Consider the following 18,205-nt stretch of genomic DNA (forward strand, 5'->3'; position numbering starts at 1 on the left):
GGTATAAGGCTTTTACAATGTGAGTATTTGCAGCGCGAGCCACTGTTAACTATGCTATGATAAGGTCAAGTTTTTTATGCAAAATACACACAGTGGGTCTGTATGTCAGTTTCTATCCTTAATCAACTATTTCCTACCCGCCAGTTAGTCCTCGCCAGTAATAACCAAGGCAAACTCGCGGAATTCAAGCAATTATTTGAACAAGCCAATCTTGAGATTACAGTCACCCCGCAAGGGCAATTGGGCATCGAGGACGCAGTCGAAGATGGACTGAGCTTTATTGAAAATGCGCTGATTAAAGCCCGGCATGCCAGCCGTATTAGCGGACTGCCTGCGATTGCTGATGATTCGGGTTTATGTGTACCCATACTAGGCGGTCAACCTGGGATTTATTCTGCGCGTTTTGCCCAAGATGAAGCCAGCTTTAGCGAGCATAAAGACTTAGCCAATAACCAAAAATTATTGCGGCTGCTTGAACCCCACAGACACGCGAATGAACCGATTATCGGGCAGTTTGTTTGCGTGTTGGCACTCGTGCGCCATGCCGATGACCCACTACCCATCATTGCACAAGGGATTTGGCAAGGTGAAATCTTGCCCGCCCCGCAAGGTGAGCTTGGTTTTGGTTATGACCCGCTATTTTGGGTGCCAAGCGTACAAAAAAGCGCTGCCGAGATGCAAAAGAGCGATAAAAACCGCATTAGTCATCGCGGGCAAGCGATGCAGCAACTGCTAATGCAATTGATGAAGTAAAAGTGCAATTGGTAAAGTAAAGGTTTTCAACTCACACTCTTGCAGATAGACAGGGTGTGACTGCTAAGGTAGCCGATACAGAGATTTTACAGCAACAATTTTTTTACTTTACTAGATGATTAATTTATACTATACCACTTTCGGTTAATTTTTGCCTTTTAGCATGCGTTAACCAACAGATTTTGGATTGCGTATTTTATAGGCTTTTTTCAATCACCTTAAAAGCCTGATAACTTATCGCTATTTACCCTTATGAGTGGCACCCACGCTGCTCTTTTTTGATATTTTATGGAAGGTTTTGTTATGTCAAATTCAAATGTGTCAGATTCAACAGTTACTAACTTAGAAGTAACTACCAACAAAAAATCAAATCTTGAAACCCAAATCACGGTTAAAGTACCTGTGTCAACCATTCAAGGTCGCGTGGAAAAACGCATCAACCAAGTGGCAAAAACCGCTAAAATCGACGGTTTCCGTAAAGGTAAAGTGCCCGTATCACACATTCGCGCCCAATATGGCGCAGGTATCCAACAAGAAGTCATCAACGATGTGATTCGCGATACCGTATTTGATGCGATTCGTCAAGAAAACATCCGCGCTGTGGGTATGCCAAACATTGATGACGTGAAACTTGAAAACGACTTTTTGGTTTATCAAGCAACGGTTGAAGTATTCCCAGAAGTAGAAGTGCAAGGGTTATCAGACATCGAAGTTGAGCGTCAAGTTGCCAACGTGAGCGACGCAGATGTTGACACTATGATTGAAAACCTACAAAAACAACGCCAAACTTACGTTGCCAAAGATGATGCCGCAGATGAAGGCGACCAAGTCAAGTTTGACTTTGAAGGTTCAATCGACGGTGAAAAATTTGAAGGTGGTAGCGCACAAGACTTTAGCCTAGTCTTAGGCAGTGGTCGTATGATTCCAGGCTTTGAAGATGGTATCAAAGGCATGAAAGCAGGCGAAGAAAAAACCATCGACGTGACGTTCCCAGAAGATTACCAAGCTGAAAACCTACAAGGCAAACAAGCACAGTTCAAAATCAACGTCAAATCAGTTGAGCAATCACAATTACCAGAATTAAACGATGAGTTCCTTGAAGCATTTGGGGTAACAGAAGGCGGCTTAGACAAACTTAAAGCAGACGTGCGTAAAAACATGGAGCGCGAAGTAAAAAGCGCTGCCCGTAACCAAGTGAAAGAAGCGGCATTTAACGCCCTACTTGAAAAAAATGAAATCGACGTACCTGCATCGATGCTTGAGCAAGAAATCGATCGCCAACGCAGCATGATGTTAAACCGTTTTGCCCAGCAATTTGGTGCAGATCCTAAAACTTTTAACAAAGATATGCTACCAAACGAATTGTTTGAAGAGCAAGCCCTGCGCGCTGCCCGCCTTGGTATCATCGTCTCAAGCCTGATTGAGTCAAACAAACTTGAAGTTGACCAAGAACGTGTGACCACATACATCAACGAAATGGCAGAAAACTACGAAGATCCAAACGAAGTTATCGACTATTACACCAACAATGCGCAAGAACGTGCCAACATCGAAGCGGTAGTGTTAGAAGATCAAGTGGTCGATCATATCTTGTCTCAAGGTAAAGTGACTGATACTGAAGTATCTTACCAAGATTTACTGGCTAGCCAACAACAAGCGATGATGTAATAATTGGCTTAATCCATTCTTAAGCATTTAAGCTTAAGCATTTAAGAATGTATTTTTAGTCAGCTTAGTAACTTGTTTTTATGCCAATTGCCCTTATAAACGATAAGGGCTTTTGCATATTTAAAAAGGACAATAACATGTTAGAAAAATTCTTGGACTCGCCTTTCGCGACGAGTCAAATCCAAAATACCGTAACCCGTGACGTGTTGTCACCACAAAGTGCTTTAGTACCTATGGTGGTCGAGCAATCGGCTCGCGGTGAGCGCTCATTTGACATCTATTCTCGCTTATTGCGTGAGCGTGTGGTGTTCTTAGCCGGTCAAGTTGAAGACCACATGGCGAATTTAATTGTCGCCCAGTTGTTGTTCCTAGAAGCGGAAAATCCAGAAAAAGACATTAACTTGTACATCAATTCACCAGGTGGCTCTGTGAGTGCGGGTCTTGCGGTGTTTGACACCATGAACTTTATCCAGCCACAAGTGTCAACGATTTGTATGGGCGGTGCTTATAGTATGGGTTCATTCTTATTGGCTGCGGGTGAAAAAGGTAAACGCTATGCCTTAGCCAATGCGCGTGTGATGATTCACCAACCGTCAGGTGGGGCACAAGGTCAAGCGACCGATATTGAAATCAATGCGCGTGAAATCCTAAAAATCCGTGAACGCTTAAATAGAATCTTGGCAGAACGTACCGGTCAGCCACTTGAAAAAATCGCCCGTGATGTCGAGCGTGACTATTGGCTAGATGCCCAAGAAGCCAAAGAATACGGTCTGATTGATGAAGTATTAGAAAAACGTCCAAGCATTGCTTAATAGGTTACACAATCACAAAGCAATTAAAACAAGCATAATTTTAGGAGCGTTTTTTTATGTCAAAAAATGACATTGAGCCACACTGCTCGTTTTGTGGTAAAGCCAAACACGAAGTCAAAAAGCTAATTGCAGGTCAAGACGCCAATATCTGTAATGAGTGTATTGAACTGTGCGATGATTTAATCGCCGAATCAAAGTCATCGGGCAGCGACGGTAGTGATACCAATGAGCGTGAAAACTGGGCAGCGCGCAAATTGCCAACGCCCAAAGAAATCCGCAGCCACTTAGATGAGTATGTCATCGGTCAAGATAAAGCCAAAAAAACTTTGGCAGTAGCGGTTTACAACCATTACAAACGCTTAAAGGTCAGTGAAAAGCTGAGTGAAGATAAGGCGCTGACGACACTTGGCGCTGAAGATGCGATGGTTGAGCTATCAAAAAGTAATATTTTGCTGATTGGTCCAACGGGCTCGGGCAAAACCTTACTGGCGCAGACCCTGGCACGCCTACTTGATGTCCCATTTGCGCTCGCCGATGCCACTACCTTGACCGAAGCGGGTTATGTCGGTGAAGACGTGGAAAACATCGTACAAAAACTGTTACAAGCGGCAGAGTTTGATGTCGAGAGAGCGCAAAAAGGCATTATTTATATCGATGAAATTGATAAAATCAGCCGTAAAAGCGAAAACCCTTCGATTACCCGTGATGTGTCGGGTGAAGGCGTACAGCAAGCGCTGTTGAAATTGATTGAAGGTACGGTTGCCAATATCCCACCGCAAGGTGGTCGTAAGCACCCAAACCAAGAGATGATTCAGGTCGATACCAGTAATATCTTGGTGATTTGTGGCGGTGCGTTTGCTGGTCTAGACAATGTCATTCAACAGCGTACCGAAAAAACCGGTATCGGTTTTAACGCTGAGGTAAAAGCCAAAGACAGCGGCAAGAAAACCGGTGAATTATTCAAGCAAGTCGAGCCAGAAGATTTGATTAAATTTGGTCTGATTCCAGAGTTAATTGGTCGTCTGCCTGTGGTCGCGACACTGGAAGAACTGGACGAAGAAGCATTGGTACAAATCTTAACCGAGCCAAAAAATGCGCTGGTCAAACAATACGAATACTTGTTTGAGATGGAAAATGCGACGTTATCGTTTACCGATGATGCGCTAGTTGCGATTGCCAAACAAGCCTTAAAGCGTCGTACCGGCGCGCGTGGCCTACGCTCCATTATTGAAAATGCCCTGCTCGATACCATGTATGAATTACCCTCGATGACACCCGGCAAAACCGTCACAGTCAATGAGGCGGTTATTGATAATAACCAATCGCCAGAGATTGTTTAACTGTTAGTGATTTTAAAAATAGCGAGTTAAAAAAACGTGCCTATGTCGCACGTTTTTTTATGTTTAATCTTCAATCAACCAACCCTGTTGTACCGCAATGGCAATTTGCTCGGTTATCCAGTCGTGAATGATGGGAAAATCCTGTCTGATAAAGGCTTGGGCGGCTTCGACTTGGGAGCGCTTGACCTGATGGTCTGTCCACGCACCGCCATCTGTCACCATATTAAGCATAAAGGGCAATAGCCTATCCACTACTTTAAGTAGTTTGCTTTCAGCACTATGACCTATTTCTTGCTCATCCCACAGCGTTAACAATTCTGAAACGGGGTTGCCCATCATCGCTGCCATTTTTTCAACGCCGATACGCTCATCAACATGCGCCTGCGAGCGTTTATCAGCATATAAGAATGTGTCACCCGCCTCAATTTCGCCCAAGTCATGAACCAATGCCAGTTTAAGCAGTTTTTCATGATTGACATCCAGTTTGAAATGCTGCGCGACTGCCCAACACGCCATCGCCAAATGCCATGAATGCTCGGCTGAATTTTCAAGACGGCGTGGCGTGTCTTTAGACAGTTGGGTGGTATAGTTACGGCGGTTGACTGATTTTAAGGCATCCAATGCCAACAGATAATCAATAAGTGGTTGCATCAAATACCTCTTAATCATGCATGGTCTGAGTCGTATTTACTTGACTAGCGCTGAAATCGTCTTAAACGCTGGGTCTTCTGAGCTACGACACAGCTCAAATAAAATTGCTTCAGTGGTGGTGACGACGGCACCGGCACGGCGCATACGACGAATCGCAATTTTACGGTCATACAGGTCTCGCGAGCCCACCGCATCGGTGATAATGATGGGCTGCATACCGTTATCGAGTAAGTCTAACGCCGTCTGCATGACACAGACATGAGTTTCTGTGCCAAATAAAATCACATTGTTGCGATTTTGCTGGGCGATATGATGCCAAGAAGTTGGCGTATCACAGGCGCTAAAGGTTGTTTTTTCAAACACTGGCGTATTTTTTTCAGATAGTAACTGCGTCAACTCTGGCAAAGTATGCCCCAGTCCTTTGGGATATTGCTCATTAACCATAATAGGCACATTGAGCGCTTGTAGACCTTGAATCAAAATCGCTGTTTTCTTGAGTAATTTTTGATGGTCGGCAATATGGGGCGCAAGTTTTTCTTGTATATCAATCAGCATGGCTTGGCAGTCATTGCGCTCGATACGATAGGGTTTTGGGATAAATTTTGTTGTCATCTTCAGCTCCTTTGATGATGGTTCAACTTGGATGGTTACAATCATTCGTATGTCACGAATGCTATACTATACTGTATTAAAAAACGCCATTAAAAATTCATGGCATCATCTGCGGTGTCGACCACAGTTAACTGATAGTCCAAATGCCCTAAATAGCCATAATGTCCTTTTTCACTGAGTTCCGCAACAATGGTAACGTCATCACAATGTACCAAATCCATAAGCTTGGTTTGATGACTGGCTTGATTGTCAGTAGGTGTTTTATTGGACTGATACAGTGATTGGATACGCAGTAATGGGTCATTGAGCGCATAGGTAGCGCCATCGGTGACAAAGGTTAAATACTCACCGACCTTGTGCACCTTACCTTTAAAATGCTGATTGGTGACAACCCCGCTAAATGCAGGGGTATATAAGCGGCGCGCCCTATACTGCTGCTTGGCATATTGCCATGCGCCATAACTGCCTAGGACAGCAGTTGCGCCCGTTGCCGCTGTGGCTGTCAGACCGACGCCAATGAGTTTCGCGACAACGTGACGCTTTTTAGCTTTGTTTTTTTGTTTGCGAGGCTGTGGTGAGCGCTTCGATTGGTGTGCTTGAGGGTCAGTCGCTTTGTTATTTTTTTTAAACATGAATGTCACTTTAAATGTCAATTTGAATGTTGTTTTTGATAAAAAATGCCAGTAATCACTTCAAAAAAAATTGATTAACTTATAGTAAAATGTTTTGGCGACATTTACCGCAACTTTTTGTTAGTATTATTTTTGCCAAATTTGCTTATATTTTGCAAGCAGCTGTTCGGGCGATTCAGGGCGCTCATCGTCTTTAATGATGCAATCAATCGGACAGACTTTATCGCAGGTTGGCTCATCATAAAACCCGATGCATTCGGTGCACAAGTCAGGATTGATGACGTAGGTTTTTTGTACTTTATTGTCATAGCTAATGGCTTCATTTGGGCATTCGGGCTCACAAATGTCGCAATTAATACAGTCGGAAGTGATTTTTAGTGCCATGTCTTGTAGTCTGTTTTTACCTTAGCAATTAACACCTTTAGCGATTAACGATTGACACCGCACTTAGGCGCCATACCTCATATACCATATACTGTCATCTTGCATCCACAATTCCTGCCTGACATTTGCCGTCGGTTCATGCTTATAATACAAAGTGATCATACATTCAGTGAGTGAGAAAAAGTGATAGCGAACACGCTCAGGCAATAGCGGTTGAGACTGCCAGTCTCGATATTGCCATAAGCCGTGTAAAATCTCATGGCAGCCGTCGCGAGTGTGAATTGCTTTACCGTTAACAAACCGAAAATTGTCCGCTAAATTCCCGCCAAAGTCGTCTCAATGGCTTTAAAATCCCGCCTGATACCGCGACAACGCTATCTTAGGTAAAAATCGGCTCGCTGACGCTTTTCATGATTAATGCAAATTGCAACACATCATCTTGCATCTCTTTAAAGGGATTGGCGATTTGACACACCCAGCCAGAGCCTAAAGCGCCATCAATCGGCTCACCTTGTTTATTCCACATTTCTTTGAGTGGGTAGCTCAAATTACCCTGTGGCGTCATGATTTCGATGGTATCACCCACCATCAATTTGTTCTTAATTACCAAGGTTAAGCGCGTTGGGGTAATGTCGCTAATCTCGGCAACAAACTGCTGATGATCGGTTTTTGATGACCCATATTCATAGTTTTGGTAATCACTATGCACGTGGCGACGTAAAAAGCCTTCGGTATAGCCGCGATTGGCGAGCCCATCGAGTGCGGTGATTAAGCCTGTATCAAATGGCTTACCAGCGGCGGCATCATCAATCGCTTGGCGGTACACTTGTGCAGTGCGCGCCACATAATAATGCGACTTGGTACGACCTTCGATTTTGAGTGAGTGTACGCCCATGTGGGTCAGCTCAGGGACTAGCTCGACGGCACGTAAGTCTTTAGAATTCATAATATAAGTGCCATGTTCATCTTCAAACATCGCCATCAATTCGCCTGGGCGACCTTGTTCTTCAATCAGTACCACTTCATCCGATGGTTGCTGTACATAGTCATCGCCCATCACCACATCACCATTTAGATTGACAGTTTGAATGGCGTCTTCTTGCGTGGCTTGAGTAGGAACAAAAACTTCGGGGCTATTGATAGGTTGGCTGATAGGTTGGCTGATAGGCTGTGTTGGCACGATATCGCCTGTTTCGTTTTCTTCTGCTTTATAGGTGTTGTATGACCAGCGACAGGCATTGGTACAAGTGCCTTGGTTGGCATCACGTTTATTGATATAGCCAGAGAGCAAGCAACGACCCGAATAGGCCATACAAAGTGCCCCATGCACAAATACCTCAATTTCCATATCAGGCACTTCAGCGATGATTTGCTCGATTTCTTTGAGTGACAACTCGCGACTCAAAATCACGCGGCTGACGCCCATTTGTTTCCAAAACTTGACCGTTGCCCAGTTTACCGCATTCGCCTGCACCGATAGGTGAATTACCTGCTCTGGAAAGGCTTCACGCACCATCATAATCATCCCAGCATCTGACATAATCAGCGCATCGGGTTTCATCTCAATCACAGGGCGGATGTCTTCGATAAAGGTTTTAAGTTTGGCATTATGCGCTTGGATATTGACCACGACATAAAACTGCTTGCCGAGTGAATGGGCGTAGGCAATTCCTTTGGCAAGATTTTCCTCATCAAAATCATTATTGCGCACCCGCAAGCTATAGCGTGCTTGTCCCGCATATACGGCATCTGCGCCATAGGCAAACGCATATTGCATATTACGAAAAGTGCCAGCAGGGCATAAAAGTTCAGGCTTACGGGTCATAACTATCCTTACAGCGTGTCATACAATGTGAAATTGTTGATATTATAACAAATTTGCTAATCACGCGGAAAAAAACTTGAGTAATTTACTCGGAAATCATGTTAAAGCGGTCATAAAATATTCAATGATAAACCTGCACAGACTGCCATGGTAAGCTCAGCGACTTGCTCATCAAATGCGCCTGACCATTCACCTTTTAATACTAAAGGCGGTTGTATCCAGCGCCAACGCAATCCCGTAATGATACTCTCTACCGCGCGTTTGCTACCTGTACCGTCGAGCCCTGCACGGATATAACATGCCACAGGCAGTCCTTGTTTTTGCTCAAGCACAGGGTAATAAATTCGCTCAAAAAAATCCTTGGTCAGCCCCGCCATATAACCAAAATTTTCGGTTGTGCCAATGATAATGGCATCCGCTTTTAACACATCTTCCACTTGGGTTTGTAACGGTGTTTTAACAATCACAGTGACGTTGTCAATATCCGCTAGCTGTGTGGCGGTTTTTGCAACTTCTGCTAATCGCTGGGTATTATCTGATGGGGTATGTAATACCAATAGTAAATTTTTCATTTCACGCATATTGTATATCCTAAAATTTTATGATTACCCAATTTTGGCGAATAAAAAACCGCAAGGTGATGCGGTTTCAGTCAGCGCCTTCAGTCAGCTCTTTAATCAGCAGGTGAGTCACGCCAAATTTAAGGACGGTGGATTTTATTGCCCACTTCCCCCATCATACCGCGCACCGTATTTAAGATATCAGCCGGCAGTACCACGGTTTTGGCATTCGGTGATTTTGACATATCAGTCATGGCTTTGATGTACTGCTCACCTAGTAGATATAGCAGCGGAATTTCGCGCTCGCCCACCGCTTCACTAATCAAGCGAATTGATTGCTCACTGCCTCGCGCCAGCACCACTTGCGCTTCGGCATCACGCCGTGACGCCTCAAGACGTCCATCAGCTTCTGCAATCGCCGCTTGGCGCTGACCATCCGCTTTGGTCACCGTAGCACGGCGTTGACGCTCCGCAGCCGCCTGTTCTTCCATCGCCATTTGCATGGTGGTTGATGGGCTAATATCTTGAATTTCCACGGTTTTTAGGGTAATTCCCCAATCGGCAATATCATCAGAAATTGACATTTTTAGCGCGGCTTTGATTTGGTCACGCGATGATAACGCACTGTCAAAATCCATATCACCAATGATAGAACGCAGTGAGGTTTGTACCAAATTACGGATGCCTTGCTCGTAATTCTCAATACCATATACAGCGCGCTCTGGATGCACGATATTGATATACGCCACCGCATTGGCGATAATCACAACGTTATCACGGGTGATTACCTCTTGCGAGGGAATATCTAGCACTATGTCTTTGGTGGTTACTTTATATGCCACGTTATCGACATAAGGAATGATAAAATTCAACCCAGGCTCTAAGGTTTGATGGTATTTTCCCAAACGCTGTACAATCCATTTAAACCCTTGCGGTACGATTTTCACCCCTTTATAAAGGGTAAATAGTACAAAGGCGACCAAAAAAATACCAATACCGCTCAACGCTTCCATGACAATTCCTTTATTGATGCTTACTAATGCTTATTGATGCTTGGTGGATTCTACAAGCAACTCATTTCCAATGACATCCACGACAATGGCTCTATCGCCAACTGCCAGCGGTGCGCTTTGGTAGCTACGACACACCCATTCATCCGCCCCAAAAATTGGCACACTAAAACGAATCTTGCCCAGTTTATCTGCTTGCGGACTTTGAATAATCATGCCTGTTTCCCCGATGATAACCCCCGAACCCAATCCTGCTGTGGTACGATTTTGCATATACGGCTTGATAAATTTAAAGCCAATGATAGTAAAAATCACCGACAGCATCAGCCATACCATCAGCCAAAAAAACCAGCTAAACGGTAATAGCCATGACAAAGCTGCCACCACAATCGCTGCCACGCCAATCGATAAACTCACAAAACTGGTCAAGAATAGTTCAAGAATGATCAGCACTAACCCCAAAATTAGCCAGTGCCAAGGCTCAATTAGCATATCCCCACCTTGATTTTTAGTATACCAAACCCATTATGCAAGATTATGAATTTAAAAACAAATGCCGTCATTTAACCCGCTATCTTTGTCACATTATTCACTATCATCGGCTATCAACTGCTTGACCACACAGACCGCTAACTGTGGTTAATGATTGCACAAAGATGCGTTTTTTCCTATAGTGGTCTATGACCCTTTCATCTCTAGAGTCCCAAAAAATACGATGAGCCTTGATGCCCTCAAACTTAGTAACCAGTTATGTTTTCCCATTTATTCACTGTCAAAAAGTATCACTAACCACTATCGTCCCCTGCTAAAAGCCTTGGATTTGACCTACCCACAGTACCTTGTCATGCTGGTGCTATGGGAAAAAAGTCCACAAACTGTCGGCTCATTGGGCGATTTCTTAGACCTTGATACTGGCACCCTGACGCCTTTATTAAAGCGTCTTGAAAGCAAAGGCTTCGTGCATCGCGAGCGTGCCACCCAAGACGAACGGGTGGTACAAATATCGCTCACTGCCAAAGGGGATGCCCTAAAACTCCAAGCCGCTACCATTCCTAGTGCTATGTTAGCTGCCATGCAGTTAGATGACGAAGCGATAGATCTGCTACAACAAGTGGCGCAAAAACTCTGCCCGATTCATACAGAGGTGTGTCCCCACAATCTATCACCCAAAAACCATTAAACAAATTTTTAGCATTAAGCGCTATCTGCCTACGTCTTATCTATTATCATGCGTCTTGTCAGGGTATCGTTAGATTTAGCATTTTTAGTCATTTGTTATTAGTTTGTATGCAGCGTGTGAGAATTTTATTACCTTATCTAGGCACTGAAAATTATATTGTGTAAAATATAATTGTTTCAAACTAAACATTAAAACCTAAATACTGTGGCGAATGTTATAACGCCTATCGCCGATTTTTTCATTTATTCACGCAAGTTAATTATTCAAAAAAAGGTACTCTTATGAAAATTTTTTATAAAACCCCAACTGCTACCTCAACCGGCGGCCGCTCAGGTCATGTTGCACTAGAAGATGGTTCACTGGGCTTTGATTTACAAACCCCTGAGCAAAATAGCACAGGCGTCAACCCAGAAAAATTATTTGCCATGGGTTATGCCGCTTGTTTTGACAATGCCTTGACTCATGTGGCACAGCGTATGAAGCTAGAAGGGGTCAGCTCAAAAACCTCAGCAGTGGTTGGGCTTGGCATGAATACCCAAGGCGGTTATGCGCTTGACATCGATTTGTATATTGAACTTAGCGGCGTCAGCGAAGAACAAGCGAAAGACTTGGTGGAAACGACGGACAAAGTCTGCCCGTATTCCAATGCGGTGCGTGGCAATGTTGACGTACGTCTGCATACCCAAGTAGTGGCATAATCAATTTAACATAATTTCCATTGCAAGCGGCGTGCTCAAATGTCAAAGACTCATTTGGGCACATTTACCGTTTTGTTGAGCAAGTTGAAAGCCATTCAAGCGTTCTAACAGCCAATGACAAAATTGGTAACATCGAGCTTTCTTTAGCTTTGTTTAAAGGCTCGGACAATAACTTTTATCGCTCTACTATTATCATTATAGTTTTATCACTAGATTAGGAATATTTCATGTCACTGATTGAAAACTTACAATGGCGCCATGCCGTCAAAGCCTTTGATCCAAACCAAAGCGTGAGTCAAGAAAATATCGACAAAATCATCGAAGCCGCTCGACTGGCGCCCACCTCATCGGGATTGCAGCCATTTAAAGTTATCGTGGTCAAAAACCAAGCCATCAAAGCGCGGCTAGTGGCGGGTGCGCTCAATCCTGACTGCATGAAAGAATGTTCTCACGTGCTTATTTTTGCAGGTTGGCAGGATTATAGCGCCGAAAAAATTGATACCGTGTATGACATGACCACAGATGAGCGTGGCTTACCTAGAGGGCGTTTTGATAGTTATACTTCCATGCTCAAAGCAAGTGTGGCCAAAAAAAGCGCAGACGAAAATTTTGAACATATCGCTCGCCAAGCTTACATTGGCTTGGGACTTGCGTTAGCTCAAGCAGCAGAGCTTAAAGTAGACAGTTGCCCTGCCGAAGGCTTTGATCCTAAGCTGATTGACGAGGTATTAGGTTTAGAGAAATTGGGGCTAAAAAGTATCGTAATCATGTACGTGGGTGTTTCAGATCCAGCACGTGATTGGATTGCGCCTATGGCAAAAGTACGCGTAGCCACAGAAGATTTTGTTATTGAATACAATTAATTCATCAGCTAGCAAAAAAACCGCTAAGAACAACCCTCTAAATAGCTTATTTAGAGGGTTTTTTATATCTACAATGGGCAAGTGATATTGGTTAAAGCAATTTGTACGGGGATAAGCTTTATGAAAAACGGATTTTTTTAATAATCATCTTTATTGACAGCGAACCGGTAGATTGACAATACCTACCACCGGTACGCCATTTTTGGTAAAGGGGTTAAATTTGCCGCTCTTAGCCTGCATAGACAGTTGTCTATCGACTCTGACATTGCCGGTCGATTTGGCTAAAGTGACGCTGGTTGGATTGCCTTGTTTGTCCACCGTATAGCGAATAATCGCTGTTAATGCGCCGTTTTCCAGGTCTTCACTATGACAGCTAAAGCTAGGTTGCCGCCGCCAACTTGCTTGCCCTGCCGAAAAGCTCACAGGTGAATTATTTTGCGCTTGTTGGGCTTCTTTATCCTTGTCGGCTTGTTGTTGTTTTGCCTTTTCGGCTTTCGCCCTAGCTTCATCGGCTTGTCTGGCTTTGGCATCAGCTAGCGCTTTTTGACGATCCATTTCTGCTTGTTTGCGCTCGCGCTCTTGTTGTTCAATTAATTGGTTGTCCAACGCTTTTTGCCGTGCAAGCGCTTGTTGGCGTTCCAATTCTTGTTGCCGTTCCAATTCTTGTTGTTGTTTTAAGTCTTGCTGTCTGGCGAGTGCTTGTTGGCGCTCAAATTGTTGTTTTTGCGCCTGTTCGGCTCGCTCATTGGCGAGGGCTAGTTGCCTTGCCATGACAATGTTTTGGTCAACCTGTGGCGGCTTGACGATAGTTTTTTCAGCTGGTTTCGACGGTTCGGGTAATGGTTTAATCGGTTGTTCTACAGGTTTCTTAGCAATCGGTTTTTCGACTGTTTTCTCAACAGGCTTGCTGATGGGTTTTTCTATCGGCTTTTCTTCTGGTTTTTCTGCTAGTTTTTCTACGGGCTTAGGTAGTTGTTTTATCGGTTGTTGCTCGGCTGTTACCGTCATCTCTTCAGGCTTGGTTGGCGCAGGTGGTGGCGCGATAAAGCTAATTTCTAACGGTGGCGTGACTTTGGGCGGTTTGATATCAGGCGTTGCCATATTTGCCAAGCTAATCGCTACGATACCATGTAAGCTCAATACACCAATCAGTGCCAACGTGCCCGACTTTTTATCGACTATGCTGCTAATATCGTTTGAGAAATGGGCTGGACTAAAGTTAGCGTGACGTTGGATAGACATAGTTATAGCGCTGTATGTTTAGGGAAACTTTTGAAATCGCTGTATTATAGTGTGAATGAGAATCGTTATCAATATCTTAAATGATATTAATTCTTATTTATAAAAATTAATGATAATTATTATCATCAATGCTATGATTTGCTATTTTAAAACTTTGACCCGGGTCAACTCATGCTAACCACCCAATCGCTTACCGTCATGCGCCAACAAAAAACCCTCTTAAACAACATCAATGTTACCCTTGAGAAGGGAAAAATCTATGCCTTAATTGGGCATAACGGTTCGGGTAAATCGACATTGATTAAAGCTTTGGCAGGGGAAACCACCCCCACTAGCGGACAGATTTTATTACCGGATTTTGCTGACAAATCAATCTTTGATTTACCGCCAAAAACCCTCGCCCAACAAGTCGCCTATTTACCGCAAAAATTGCCTGATGCCAGTCAATTTACCGTTGCCGAACTGGTGATGTTAGGGCGATACCCTTATCAAAAATGGCTACAAAAGCCTACGCCACAAGACCATACTAAGGTGCGTGAAGCAATGGCGCTGACCCAAGTCACGCCGTTTGCCGAGCAATCAGTGGCAACGCTATCCGGAGGGGAGCGCGCCAGGGCATGGCTTGCCATGTGTATCGCCCAAGATACGCCCTATTTGCTACTTGATGAACCACTTGCCCCGCTCGACATCGTCTATCAAGTTGAAATACTGCGTCTCATTCGTGATTTGGCACGGCAGAAAAACAAGGCGATTGTGATTATTATTCATGATATTAATCTTGCGGCACAGTTTTGTGATGAGTTTATTGCGTTAAAAAACGGCAAGCTTTGTCATGTGGGTGATATCGCCAGTACCATGCAACCGCAAGTGCTTGACCAGATTTTTGGTATCAATTTGCATTTATTAAGTCACCCAGTCACCGGTAATAAAGTGGCGGTGGTGTGATGAGAGCTTTTTGCTTGCTAATTGTTTTGTTTTTTTTGACAGCGTGCCAGCCTCAGCGGGATTTAAAGCTTGAAGCGCCCCCCGCAGAGGCTCACAGCGTCAAAGTCATCACCCCTGATTGGGCGGTGGCTTCGACACTCACCGCCCTAGGCTATCCACCGATTGCCACAGGCGATACCAAAAGCTACCGTGAATGGGTGGGGACGCCCGCGCTGCCAAGTGATATTATCGATATTGGGGAACGATTCACCCCAAACTTTGAACGGCTTGCCCAACTCACCTCATCTTCTAACAATATTGTGATTATTGATAATGATTTTTATGCTCATCTAAGACCTGCTTACGGCAACACACCCCATAAGTCGGTGAGTTTTATGTCAAAAAACGCGATAGCGACTTGGCAGGACTATGCTGAACCGACACTTCAGCTGGGTGAAATTATTCATCAGCCGCAGCGCGCCCAGCAATTTTTAACCCAGTCAAAAAAACAGCTTGGCAAGCTTGGTGCGACATTTCGCCAAACACATCCTCACATCAAAAAAATTGCGGTGGTGCAGTTTGCCGATAGCAATAATTTGCGGATTTATACCAACAATAGTCTGTTTCGACCGACATTTGAGGTGATGGGGTTAAATTTGATTACCCTTGAAGATCAGATGGGTAAAGGCAATCTTTGGGGATTTAATTCGCTGGCATTGAGTGATTTGGCAAAACTTGATGATGATACCTGTTTGGTAGTGGTTGAGCCGTTTAGTCCTATGCTACGTCAAGAATTAGCCAAAAATTTGCTGTGGCAGCGTCTAGGCTATGGCGCAACGGCTAACAATAGCCGCTGTATGGCAGTCTTACCGCCGATTTGGCTGTATGGCGGCGTGTCTTCTATGGTGGTATTTGGCGAGCGATTAAATCAGGCTCATTGGTTAGGGGGCAAGGCGAATGGGTAATAAAACTAGGCTACAACATAACCAGCGAGATAACCAGCGAATTACCAAACCCTTGAATGCCCCTGCCCTTTGGCTTTTTAGTGGCTTATTGTCGCTGGTTTTAATGACCACGGCTTTAGTCCTTAAAACCACTTGGCATGATTCATTGGGGTTATTATTTGCCCGTTCACAGTCGCTAACCTTAGCGCAAATGGTGGCGCAGTTACAAATTTTGCCGACTATGTTAGTGACGATATTTGCCGGGGGATTACTGGGCGTAGTCAGTGTCTTGCTACAGCAATTGGTCAAAAATACCCTTGCTTCAGATAGTACCCTTGCGGTAGGGACAGGGGCACAATTGGCTTTATTAATTGTGACGCTGTTTTTTCCCAATTTTGGCTTGTATGGTAGCTTTTGGGTGGCATTTATTGGCGCATTGCTGAGTATGGGCTTGGTGTTTGCAATTGCTGCCAACAGTCGTATGAATCCTGTGGTGCTCATTTTGGGTGGTTTGGTGGTCAATATTTTGTTTTCTGCTATATCCTCACTGTTGATGATTTTTTTCTCAGAAAGGGTTATGGGCGTTATGGCATGGGAAAGCGGTAACTTAACCCAAACCAGTTGGCAAAACAGCCAGTTTTTTGTGCTAATAAGCCTAATCTTGCCCATTATCTTGTTGTTTTTGGTCAAACCTTTAACCATCATGAGCCTTGATGAACGCCAAGCCAAAGCCTTGGGAGTACCTGTGGCTGCCGTGCGTATGCTGGTAGTAACCCTTGTTGCAGTAGTCACCGCAAGCGTGGTAAGCCGCGTGGGCGTTTTAAGTTTTGTCGGTTTGGCTGCGGCAAGTGTCGTTAATGTAGTAGCGATTCGCCCGATTGGACAACGCTTAATGGCAGGATTTGCCTTTGGAGCGATGTTGTTGTGGCTCACTAATAACGTTGTGATGCTGCTGTCACCCTGGTTTAAACCATTACTTAATATAACGCTGCCTGTGGGATCGGTCACAGGGATTTTAGGTGCCGGGTTGATTATTTGGTTGGTCATTCGACAAAGTAAACAGCCCATGATTGCCGAACAAAGCCCTAGCCTATTGGTCGGCAAACGCCGATATTTTGGTGGCGGTTTTTGGGTGGTTGCGGTCGGGTTGTTGCTGCTTGTGACGGTAGGTGTATTACATATTTCCCCTGATGCGATGGGCAGTTTTGGGTGGCATACCGAGGCAAGTTTTATCGAAAATTTTCGCCTGCCGCGTACGTTATCGGCAATGGCAACAGGTCTGATGCTGGCTACCGCAGGGGTGCTATTACAAAACTTGACTCGAAATCCGATGGCAAGTCCTGAAGTCATGGGCATCAGTTCGGGTGCGGCATTGGGGGTGGTATTGGTGTTTGTGCTCAGTCCAGTGATACTAGGCACACTGGGACTGGCAACCGATTCTTTTTGGGCATTAGGATTGCCGTTATTGGGCGGGCTGTTAGGTGCGGGTTTGGTGTTACTGTTGGTTTTATGGCTTGCTCGTCGGCTATCCTCAAGCTATTTGTTACTCGTGGGTGTGGCGATTTCTGCATTGATGGGTGGTATTTTAACTCTAATCAAACTGTCAGGCGACCCTCGCTTACAAGCGATGCTCAATTGGCTATCGGGTACAACATATCATGCTTATCCTGTGACGGCGTGGGCATTAATGGTCATCGGTACAGTGTTATTTTTGCTCAGTTTTTTGCTACTAAAGCCGCTTAGGGTGATTAGCCTAGATGAAACAATGGCTCGCAGTTTGGGCGTATCAGTAAAACGTAGCGAAATACTGATTTTTAGTCTTGTAGCAGTGTTAAGCACTGTTTCGACATTGGCGGTTGGACCGCTAAGTTTTATTGGGTTGATGACGCCGCATTTAGCCAAGACACTTGGGGCGGTGCAGTTACCTCACCAATTAGCCTTATCAGCGCTACTGGGCGCAGGATTGATGTTGATTGCTGATTGGGTGGGACGTTATGCGATTTTTCCCTATGAAATACCTGCGGGCACAATCGCTTCCATCGTAGGCGGTTTATATTTTTTATGGTTGATGAAAGGTATGAAAAATTAAACAGATAACTTCTTTGGT

19 protein-coding genes are annotated in these 18,205 nt (G+C 44.5%); 10 read left to right on the forward strand and 9 right to left on the reverse strand.

Annotated features, from left to right (window positions below):
• The first annotated feature begins 102 nt into the window (after window positions 1-102).
• The 4 genes from rdgB (at window position 103) to clpX (ending at window position 4,573) form a co-directional block, all read left to right on the forward strand.
• Window positions 103-753 carry an RdgB/HAM1 family non-canonical purine NTP pyrophosphatase gene (gene rdgB / locus RNZ41_RS09760; protein ID WP_314027183.1) on the forward strand — a complete coding sequence of 217 codons (651 nt, stop codon included), beginning with the start codon at window positions 103-105 and terminating at the stop codon, window positions 751-753.
• Between the two features lie 303 nt (window positions 754-1,056).
• On the forward strand, window positions 1,057-2,421 hold the full coding sequence (tig, locus tag RNZ41_RS09765; protein ID WP_065254097.1) for a trigger factor: 1,365 nt from the start codon (window positions 1,057-1,059) through the stop codon (window positions 2,419-2,421).
• Between the two features lie 137 nt (window positions 2,422-2,558).
• Window positions 2,559-3,233, forward strand: a complete 675-nt coding sequence (gene clpP, locus RNZ41_RS09770) for an ATP-dependent Clp endopeptidase proteolytic subunit ClpP (RefSeq protein ID WP_256999118.1) — start codon at window positions 2,559-2,561, stop codon at window positions 3,231-3,233.
• A gap of 56 nt (window positions 3,234-3,289) precedes the next feature.
• The gene (clpX, locus tag RNZ41_RS09775; protein ID WP_096488392.1) at window positions 3,290-4,573 is read left to right on the forward strand and encodes an ATP-dependent protease ATP-binding subunit ClpX; all 1,284 of its coding nucleotides are present in this window, start codon (window positions 3,290-3,292) and stop codon (window positions 4,571-4,573) included.
• 63 nt (window positions 4,574-4,636) lie between these two features.
• Here clpX and RNZ41_RS09780 read toward each other — a convergent pair whose 3' ends face one another.
• From RNZ41_RS09780 to RNZ41_RS09815, 8 genes are all read right to left on the reverse strand, one after another.
• Window positions 4,637-5,224, reverse strand: a complete 588-nt coding sequence (locus RNZ41_RS09780) for an HD domain-containing protein (protein WP_096488391.1) — start codon at window positions 5,222-5,224, stop codon at window positions 4,637-4,639.
• A 36-nt stretch (window positions 5,225-5,260) separates the two neighbouring features.
• Entirely contained in the window at window positions 5,261-5,836 is a 576-nt protein-coding gene (locus tag RNZ41_RS09785; protein ID WP_096488390.1) for a hydrolase, read from the reverse strand.
• 89 nt (window positions 5,837-5,925) lie between these two features.
• Window positions 5,926-6,468 (reverse strand): hypothetical protein, encoded by a 543-nt coding sequence (locus tag RNZ41_RS09790; RefSeq protein WP_007117255.1) that lies wholly within the window; start codon window positions 6,466-6,468, stop codon window positions 5,926-5,928.
• 126 nt (window positions 6,469-6,594) lie between these two features.
• Window positions 6,595-6,852, reverse strand: a complete 258-nt coding sequence (locus RNZ41_RS09795; RefSeq protein WP_007117256.1) for a YfhL family 4Fe-4S dicluster ferredoxin — start codon at window positions 6,850-6,852, stop codon at window positions 6,595-6,597.
• A gap of 379 nt (window positions 6,853-7,231) precedes the next feature.
• Complete coding sequence (gene trhP / locus RNZ41_RS09800) at window positions 7,232-8,677, reverse strand: prephenate-dependent tRNA uridine(34) hydroxylase TrhP (RefSeq protein WP_312116614.1); 1,446 nt, start codon at window positions 8,675-8,677, stop codon at window positions 7,232-7,234.
• A gap of 110 nt (window positions 8,678-8,787) precedes the next feature.
• On the reverse strand, window positions 8,788-9,258 hold the full coding sequence (locus tag RNZ41_RS09805; RefSeq protein ID WP_083106454.1) for a flavodoxin family protein: 471 nt from the start codon (window positions 9,256-9,258) through the stop codon (window positions 8,788-8,790).
• A gap of 119 nt (window positions 9,259-9,377) precedes the next feature.
• On the reverse strand, window positions 9,378-10,250 hold the full coding sequence (locus RNZ41_RS09810) for an SPFH domain-containing protein (protein ID WP_065254089.1): 873 nt from the start codon (window positions 10,248-10,250) through the stop codon (window positions 9,378-9,380).
• A 30-nt stretch (window positions 10,251-10,280) separates the two neighbouring features.
• Window positions 10,281-10,739, reverse strand: coding sequence for an NfeD family protein (locus RNZ41_RS09815; protein ID WP_065254088.1), 459 nt, complete (start codon window positions 10,737-10,739; stop codon window positions 10,281-10,283).
• Between the two features lie 223 nt (window positions 10,740-10,962).
• On the opposite strand from RNZ41_RS09815, the gene RNZ41_RS09820 reads away from it, so the two are divergent.
• The 3 genes from RNZ41_RS09820 to RNZ41_RS09830 all read left to right on the forward strand — a co-directional run bounded on the left by RNZ41_RS09820 (window position 10,963) and on the right by RNZ41_RS09830 (window position 12,988).
• On the forward strand, window positions 10,963-11,427 hold the full coding sequence (locus tag RNZ41_RS09820; RefSeq protein WP_314027184.1) for a MarR family winged helix-turn-helix transcriptional regulator: 465 nt from the start codon (window positions 10,963-10,965) through the stop codon (window positions 11,425-11,427).
• 281 nt (window positions 11,428-11,708) lie between these two features.
• Complete coding sequence (locus RNZ41_RS09825) at window positions 11,709-12,125, forward strand: Ohr family peroxiredoxin (protein ID WP_188875167.1); 417 nt, start codon at window positions 11,709-11,711, stop codon at window positions 12,123-12,125.
• A 227-nt stretch (window positions 12,126-12,352) separates the two neighbouring features.
• The gene (locus RNZ41_RS09830) at window positions 12,353-12,988 is read left to right on the forward strand and encodes a nitroreductase family protein (protein ID WP_314027185.1); all 636 of its coding nucleotides are present in this window, start codon (window positions 12,353-12,355) and stop codon (window positions 12,986-12,988) included.
• A 150-nt stretch (window positions 12,989-13,138) separates the two neighbouring features.
• On the opposite strand, the gene RNZ41_RS09835 is transcribed toward RNZ41_RS09830, so the two are convergent.
• Window positions 13,139-14,230 (reverse strand): TonB family protein, encoded by a 1,092-nt coding sequence (locus RNZ41_RS09835; RefSeq protein ID WP_314027186.1) that lies wholly within the window; start codon window positions 14,228-14,230, stop codon window positions 13,139-13,141.
• 171 nt (window positions 14,231-14,401) lie between these two features.
• Between RNZ41_RS09835 and RNZ41_RS09840 the strand changes: the two genes are divergently transcribed.
• The 3 genes from RNZ41_RS09840 to fhuB are packed head-to-tail and all read left to right on the forward strand — an operon-like array spanning window position 14,402 to window position 18,187.
• Window positions 14,402-15,175 (forward strand): ABC transporter ATP-binding protein, encoded by a 774-nt coding sequence (locus tag RNZ41_RS09840; protein ID WP_314027187.1) that lies wholly within the window; start codon window positions 14,402-14,404, stop codon window positions 15,173-15,175.
• 35 nt (window positions 15,176-15,210) lie between these two features.
• The gene (locus RNZ41_RS09845) at window positions 15,211-16,119 is read left to right on the forward strand and encodes an ABC transporter substrate-binding protein (protein WP_314027188.1); all 909 of its coding nucleotides are present in this window, start codon (window positions 15,211-15,213) and stop codon (window positions 16,117-16,119) included.
• Window positions 16,112-18,187: a Fe(3+)-hydroxamate ABC transporter permease FhuB gene (gene fhuB, locus RNZ41_RS09850; RefSeq protein ID WP_314027189.1), complete on the forward strand. Its 2,076-nt coding sequence runs from the start codon at window positions 16,112-16,114 to the stop codon at window positions 18,185-18,187. The genes RNZ41_RS09845 and fhuB overlap by 8 nt, the downstream gene beginning before the upstream one ends.
• Window positions 18,188-18,205 lie beyond the last annotated feature (18 nt).

Origin of the sequence: Moraxella sp. DOX410 (assembly GCF_032248735.1) — a bacterium.
GTDB classification, from domain to species: Bacteria; Pseudomonadota; Gammaproteobacteria; order Pseudomonadales; family Moraxellaceae; genus Faucicola; species Faucicola tetraodonis.

Bases quoted from the DNA above. Each gene is read 5' to 3' on its own strand.
- rdgB (WP_314027183.1), top strand. From the start codon at position 103: ATGTCAGTTTCTATCCTTAATCAACTATTTCCTACCCGCCAGTTAGTC.
- tig (WP_065254097.1), top strand. From the start codon at position 1,057: ATGTCAAATTCAAATGTGTCAGATTCAACAGTTACTAACTTAGAAGTA.
- clpP (WP_256999118.1), top strand. From the start codon at position 2,559: ATGTTAGAAAAATTCTTGGACTCGCCTTTCGCGACGAGTCAAATCCAA.
- clpX (WP_096488392.1), top strand. From the start codon at position 3,290: ATGTCAAAAAATGACATTGAGCCACACTGCTCGTTTTGTGGTAAAGCC.
- RNZ41_RS09780 (WP_096488391.1), bottom strand. From the start codon at position 5,224: ATGCAACCACTTATTGATTATCTGTTGGCATTGGATGCCTTAAAATCA.
- RNZ41_RS09785 (WP_096488390.1), bottom strand. From the start codon at position 5,836: ATGACAACAAAATTTATCCCAAAACCCTATCGTATCGAGCGCAATGAC.
- RNZ41_RS09790 (WP_007117255.1), bottom strand. From the start codon at position 6,468: ATGTTTAAAAAAAATAACAAAGCGACTGACCCTCAAGCACACCAATCG.
- RNZ41_RS09795 (WP_007117256.1), bottom strand. From the start codon at position 6,852: ATGGCACTAAAAATCACTTCCGACTGTATTAATTGCGACATTTGTGAG.
- trhP (WP_312116614.1), bottom strand. From the start codon at position 8,677: ATGACCCGTAAGCCTGAACTTTTATGCCCTGCTGGCACTTTTCGTAAT.
- RNZ41_RS09805 (WP_083106454.1), bottom strand. From the start codon at position 9,258: ATGCGTGAAATGAAAAATTTACTATTGGTATTACATACCCCATCAGAT.
- RNZ41_RS09810 (WP_065254089.1), bottom strand. From the start codon at position 10,250: ATGGAAGCGTTGAGCGGTATTGGTATTTTTTTGGTCGCCTTTGTACTA.
- RNZ41_RS09815 (WP_065254088.1), bottom strand. From the start codon at position 10,739: ATGCTAATTGAGCCTTGGCACTGGCTAATTTTGGGGTTAGTGCTGATC.
- RNZ41_RS09820 (WP_314027184.1), top strand. From the start codon at position 10,963: ATGAGCCTTGATGCCCTCAAACTTAGTAACCAGTTATGTTTTCCCATT.
- RNZ41_RS09825 (WP_188875167.1), top strand. From the start codon at position 11,709: ATGAAAATTTTTTATAAAACCCCAACTGCTACCTCAACCGGCGGCCGC.
- RNZ41_RS09830 (WP_314027185.1), top strand. From the start codon at position 12,353: ATGTCACTGATTGAAAACTTACAATGGCGCCATGCCGTCAAAGCCTTT.
- RNZ41_RS09835 (WP_314027186.1), bottom strand. From the start codon at position 14,230: ATGTCTATCCAACGTCACGCTAACTTTAGTCCAGCCCATTTCTCAAAC.
- RNZ41_RS09840 (WP_314027187.1), top strand. From the start codon at position 14,402: ATGCTAACCACCCAATCGCTTACCGTCATGCGCCAACAAAAAACCCTC.
- fhuB (WP_314027189.1), top strand. From the start codon at position 16,112: ATGGGTAATAAAACTAGGCTACAACATAACCAGCGAGATAACCAGCGA.